The organism is Caballeronia terrestris, from assembly GCF_001544515.1.
In the GTDB taxonomy this organism is placed as follows: domain Bacteria; phylum Pseudomonadota; class Gammaproteobacteria; order Burkholderiales; family Burkholderiaceae; genus Caballeronia; species Caballeronia terrestris.
Map to the genome: position 1 here is coordinate 1 of NZ_FCOL02000198.1, position 3,499 is coordinate 3,499.

A 3,499-nucleotide genomic window follows, 5' to 3' on the forward strand; every position below is an offset into this window, starting at 1 on the left:
GGGCTCGGCGAGATCGGTAGTCGCGTTGCCGCCGACCTTCATCGGCTCGGCTTTTCCGTGCGCGGCTGGGCGCGGCGGCCGAAAGACCTGCCGGGCATCGCGACCTTCGCGGGCGCGGCGGCGCTCGACGCGTTCCTGAGCGGCACCAATATCCTCGTGTGCCTGTTGCCGCTCACCGGCGAGACGCGCGGCATCCTGAGGGCGCGCACGCTCGAAAACCTGCCGCGAGGCGCGAAGCTGATTCACGTCGGACGGGGCGAACATCTGGTGCCGCGCGATCTCCTGAACGCGTTGAAGGAAGAACATCTCGCGGGCGCAATCGTCGATGTGTTCCCTGACGAGCCGTTGCCCGCGAGCGACCCGTTCTGGAACGCGCCGAACATGATCGTGACGCCGCACATGGCATCGGTTGCGAGTTCGGAGACCATCGGCCTGCAGGTCGCGCAGAACGTGCGGCGGCTCGTGCGCGGCGAGCCGCTCGTCAATGTCGTCGATGTTGCGCGCGGCTACTAGTCATGACGCGTCAGCGTCCTGCGCGTCGATGAAAGCATGCAGCGCATCGAGGAACGCGCTTTCCGCTGCGCTGTACTTGCGGTCGCCGGACCAGAGCAGGTAGATGTCCAGGTCAGCCACGCCCTCGTCGGGCGGTAGCCGCTGGAAGCGCCCGTTCGCGACATCGTCGCGCACGACGTGCTCCGGCAGGCAGCCGATTCCGAAGCCCGCGAAGATAAAGCGCTTCACCTCCGACATGCTCGACGACGATCCCACCACGCGCTCGGTGAACCCCATCTCGTCGCGAAAGAACGTCAGCGGCGACATGTGATCGCCGACCTTGTCGCCCGTGAACGAGACGAACTTCTCGCTGACGAGATCGGCGGTCTTGAGATCAGTGCGCCCGAACAGCGGATGGTGTCGCCCGCAGAACAGCGCGTACCGCTGTCGCAGGAACAGCCGGCTCTCGATTTTCTTCGGCAACGCGCGGCGTGGTGTTAGGCCGAGCGTCGCGGATTTCTGCTGCAGGCTCGCGACGACATCGGCGCTGCGCATCTCCTGGCTCTCCAGTTCGATACGCGGATAGCTGCGATGAAACCCGGCGAGAAACGCATCGTAGGCCGGGAAATCGATGCCGCTCACGGTGGAGAGGCGCACCATGCCGGAGATGTCGTGATCGCGGTCCACCTTCGCGAGCGACAACCGCGAGATCGTCCCGTACACGTCCTCGGCGATCTGCTGCACTTCGATCCCCGCCTGCGTCACTTCGATGCGCGGCCCGTGCCGGTCGACGAGCCGCATGCCCAGCTGATCCTCGAGCCGCTTCAACGCCTGGCTCACGGCGGGTTGCGTGAGATGCAGCCGCGTGGCCGCTCGGCTCACGCTCTTCTCGCGCGCGATGGCGAGAAAGGTGCGCAGGAGGTTCCAGTCGAGACGGTCGTTGAGGTAGGTCGCGGGCCTGTCCTTGCTCATCGTATGCACTCGGTGCGTTTCATCATTCGCCGAGTTTATACTGAAAATTAGCATTCAAAATTGGACTAATGATTTTGAATTCCCGATAAAGACGCCATGCGTACCCACGCGGCGCGGTGAGATGCGGTGCGTTAAACCAACTACTCGGGAATGAAGACGATGCTGAAAATCGACGGAAAGCGGCTCTGGTCGAGCCTGATGGACATGGCGGCGATCGGCGCCTCGGCGAAGGGCGGCGTGCGGCGGCTGGCGCTTACGCAGGAGGACGCGGCGGGTCGCGCGCTCTTCTTGCAATGGTGCATCGAGGCGGGGCTGACGCTGAGCGTCGACCGGGTCGGCAATCTGTTCGCACGCCGCGCGGGCAAGCTCGATTCGCATAACGCCGTCGCAAGCGGGAGTCATCTGGATACGCAACCCGAAGGCGGCCGCTTCGACGGCGTGTACGGCGTGCTGGCGGCGCTCGAAGTCGTGCGCACGCTGAATGACCACGGCATCGAAACGGAGAAGCCGATCGAAATCGTCGTATGGACCAACGAGGAAGGCGCGCGCTTCACTCCCGCGATGCTCGGCTCGGCGGCCTTCACCGGGGCGATGCCGCTCGACCAGGCGCTCGAAGCGCGCGACGCCCAGGGCGTGACGGTAGCCGATGCGCTCGCAGCGACTTCTTACGCAGGCGCGCGCGCGGTTCCCGGCACCGCGTTCGACGCCTACTTCGAAGCGCATATCGAACAGGGACCGGTGCTCGAGGAAAGCGGCGTGCCGATCGGCGTCGTGACGGGCGGGCAGGCGATCCGCTGGCTCGACGTGCGTGTGTGCGGACAAGCCGCGCATGCCGGCACGACGCCGATGCCTTTCCGGCGCGACGCACTCTTCGGCACCGCCGAGATGGCGGCGGCACTCGAAGCCATCGCCGTCGATTTCGCGCCGCAAGGGCTTGTCACCATCGGCGAGTTGTTGATCAGGAATTCATCGCGCAACACGATCGCGGCGGATCTGTCGTTCACCGTCGACCTGCGTCACCCCGACGATGCCCGTATCGCCGCGATGGAAGAAGCGTTGCGCGAGCGCTTCGAGGCGATCGCGGTGCGGCGCGGGTTGAGCGTAGAGATCGGCCGCCACTGGGTCAGCCCGGCGACGCCGTTCGATGACGCCTGCGTCGCGACCGTCGCGCGCGCCGTGGAGGCGCTCGACTACCCGCACCAGCGTATCGTCAGTGGCGCCGGACACGACGCGATACACCTGGCGCGCTACTGCCCGACGGCGATGATCTTCATCCCGTGCGTCGACGGCTTGAGCCACAACGAAGCCGAGGATGCGCTGCCCGAAGATGTCACGCGCGGCGCCGATGTCCTCCTGCACGCGATGCTCGAACGCGCCGGTCAGGTCAACGCGCAACGAACAGGAGCAGTCCATGCGGCATGACATGCAGCCCGTGCGGCCTCCCGAACTGCGTCGCGCGTGGTTCTTCATCCCCGGCGCAGACGCTTCCCGACACGCGGATGCGTTGGCAAGCGGCGCGGACGCGATCGTCGTCGATCTGGAGGAGATGACCGCGCCCGCCGATCGTCCCGCGGCTCGCGAGTTGATCGTCCGCGCACTGCGGGAAGCCGCGCGGCGCGGAATCGTTGGCGCGGTGCGCATCAACAAGCTGGAGCACGACGGTCACGCCGACCTGCAAGGCGTCATGTCCGGCGCGCCGCGCGCGGTCTTCTTGCCTCACACCGAGTCGGCAGAGCAACTCAAGCTGCTCGACACAGCGCTCGGCGATCTTGAACGCGTTCACGGCATCGCAGAAGGCTCGACCGAAATCGTGCCGACGATCGAATCCGCCAAAGGCCTCGTCGCGCTCGCCGCGCTTTTGGCGTCGAGTCCGCGAATTCGATCGTGCATGCTCGCAGTCGAGGATCTTGCCGCGAATCTTGGGGCGCGTCGCACGCCGGGCGGGGAGGAACTGCGTTATGCGCGCAGTCGCTTCCTGATCGAATGCATCGCCGCGGGTTGCGTGCCGATCGATCTGCCTTGCACGTATCGATCG

At 65.9% G+C, this 3,499-nt stretch carries 4 protein-coding genes; 3 read left to right on the top strand and 1 reads right to left on the bottom strand.

What is annotated here, in order from left to right:
* On the top strand, nt 1-513 hold a 513-nt coding region (locus tag AWB67_RS35130; RefSeq protein ID WP_268808156.1), incomplete at its 5' end, for an NAD(P)-dependent oxidoreductase.
* Here AWB67_RS35130 and AWB67_RS35135 read toward each other — a convergent pair.
* The gene (locus tag AWB67_RS35135) at nt 514-1,464 is read right to left on the bottom strand and encodes a LysR family transcriptional regulator (protein ID WP_087660514.1); all 951 of its coding nucleotides are present in this window, start codon (nt 1,462-1,464) and stop codon (nt 514-516) included.
* A 150-nt stretch (nt 1,465-1,614) separates the two neighbouring features.
* Here AWB67_RS35135 and AWB67_RS35140 point away from each other — a divergent pair, with 150 nt between their 5' ends.
* Together AWB67_RS35140 and AWB67_RS35145 are read left to right on the top strand one after the other, a co-directional pair.
* Nucleotides 1,615-2,886 carry a Zn-dependent hydrolase gene (locus AWB67_RS35140; RefSeq protein WP_087660515.1) on the top strand — a complete coding sequence of 424 codons (1,272 nt, stop codon included), beginning with the start codon at nt 1,615-1,617 and terminating at the stop codon, nt 2,884-2,886.
* Nucleotides 2,876-3,499 (top strand): HpcH/HpaI aldolase/citrate lyase family protein (locus tag AWB67_RS35145; RefSeq protein WP_235025540.1); only part of this gene is annotated, 624 nt, incomplete at its 3' end. The genes AWB67_RS35140 and AWB67_RS35145, both read left to right, overlap by 11 nt.

What these genes read in the sequence shown, in the direction of transcription:
- AWB67_RS35140 (WP_087660515.1), top strand. Translation starts at nt 1,615, where the DNA reads ATGAAGACGATGCTGAAAATCGACGGAAAGCGGCTCTGGTCGAGCCTG.
- AWB67_RS35135 (WP_087660514.1), bottom strand. Translation starts at nt 1,464, where the DNA reads ATGAGCAAGGACAGGCCCGCGACCTACCTCAACGACCGTCTCGACTGG.